This is a genomic window from Coprococcus sp. AF99-45 (genome assembly GCF_027663865.1).
In the GTDB taxonomy this organism is placed as follows: domain Bacteria; phylum Bacillota; class Clostridia; order Lachnospirales; family Lachnospiraceae; genus Allocoprococcus; species Allocoprococcus comes.
Genome location: NZ_JAQDGZ010000053.1, coordinates 1 through 1,743, shown reverse-complemented (window position 1 = coordinate 1,743; position 1,743 = coordinate 1). Strand labels below are relative to the sequence as shown.

At 48.4% G+C, this 1,743-nt stretch carries 2 protein-coding genes; both read left to right on the top strand.

Annotated features, from left to right (window positions below; all coding sequences use genetic code 11):
- Positions 1-12 precede the first annotated feature (12 nt).
- Entirely contained in the window at positions 13-132 is a 120-nt protein-coding gene (locus PGR14_RS15950) for an HPr family phosphocarrier protein (RefSeq protein WP_270223716.1), read from the top strand.
- A 4-nt stretch (positions 133-136) separates the two neighbouring features.
- Positions 137-1,743, top strand: a 1,607-nt coding sequence (ptsP, locus tag PGR14_RS15945) for a phosphoenolpyruvate--protein phosphotransferase (protein WP_270223715.1), incomplete at its 3' end; no start/stop codon positions are given.

Sequence of the window (1,743 nt, the reverse complement as noted above, 5' to 3'; positions counted from 1 at the left end):
AATGCAAAGAGCATTATGGCAGTTATGAGTCTTGGCGTAAAAAAGGGAAATGAGGTTATCATCACAGCTGAAGGCGAAGACGAAGAAGACGCAATTGCCGAAATCCAGAAAGTATTAGAGGAGAATCTGTAGGATTATGATTACACTAAGTGGTAAAAGTGTTTTTGGTGGCGTAGCCATCGGGAAGATTGCTTTCTATAAAAGACAGGAAAAGCAGGTAAGACGGTATCATGTAGAGGATACCGAAGCAGAGGCGGCACGTTTTGAGGATGCCCAGGAGACTGCGATCGCACAGCTCGGTGAGTTGTATGACAAGGCAATGGAAGATGTAGGAGAAGCCAATGCGGCAATCTTTGAAGTACATCAGATGATGCTGATGGATCTGGATTATGTGGATTCGATTAAGAATATTATTACCACCCAGGAAGTCAACGCAGAGTATGCTGTTGCGACGACAGGAGATAACTTCTCCCGGATGTTTGCATCTATGGATGATGCTTACATGCAGGGACGTGCGGCTGATGTAAAAGATGTATCGGACCGACTTCTCGGTATCCTTTCGGATGCCGGGGAAAGCGGTGTTGTGGCAGATGAACCGGTGATCGTGGCAGCAGATGATCTGGTACCGAGTGAGACTGTTCAGCTCGACAAGTCCAAAGTGCTTGCATTTGCAACCATGTACGGATCAGCAAATTCCCATACGGCAATCCTTGCAAGGACCATGAACATCCCGGCCGTTATTGGTCTGGGAGAAGGGCTTGCAAAAGAATATGACGGACATATGGCAGCCATCGACGGCTTTACCGGGACCGTCTACATTGATCCGGATGAAGAGACCATGAAGGCTATGACCGAAAAGCGCGAAGAAGACCGCAGACAGAAAACACTTCTGGAAGAATTGAAGGGCAAAGAGAATGTCACCCTTTCCGGACAGAAGATCAATGTCTATGCGAATATCGGTAATCTTTCCGATGTGGGCGCCGTACTTAAAAATGATGCAGGAGGGATCGGACTTTTCCGAAGTGAGTTCCTGTATCTGGAAAGCGAAGATTTCCCGACCGAAGAACAGCAGTTTCAGGTATACAAACAGGTTGCAGAAAATATGGCAGGCAAAAAGGTCATTATCCGTACCCTGGATATCGGAGCAGACAAGCAGGTGGATTACTTTGGACTTGACAAAGAAGAGAACCCGGCACTGGGATATCGGGCAATCCGTATCTGCCTGACAAGACCGGAGATCTTCAAGACCCAGCTTCGTGCCCTGTACCGGGCATCTGCTTACGGACAGATCGCCATTATGTTCCCGATGATCATTTCGGTAAAAGAAGTGAAGCAGATCAAGGTGATCATCAAAGAGGTCAAAGAAGAGCTTCGTGAGGCAAAGATCCCGTTCCGTGAGGATGTGGAACTGGGAATCATGATTGAGACACCGGCTGCCGTTATGATGAGCCGTGAGCTTGCAAAAGAAGTGGATTTCTTCAGCGTAGGGACCAATGATCTGACCCAGTACACGCTGGCAATCGACCGTCAGAACCAGAAGCTGGATGCCTTCTACGATCCGCACCACCCGGCAGTCCTTGCAATGATCCGCATGGCAACCGAAAATGCCCACGCAGAAGGCAAATGGATCGGAATCTGCGGCGAACTCGGAGCTGACCTCGAACTGACCGAAGAATTCTTAAGCATGGGATTAGACGAATTATCCGTATCCCCTGCAATGGTACTTCCGCTCAGAAAGAAGAT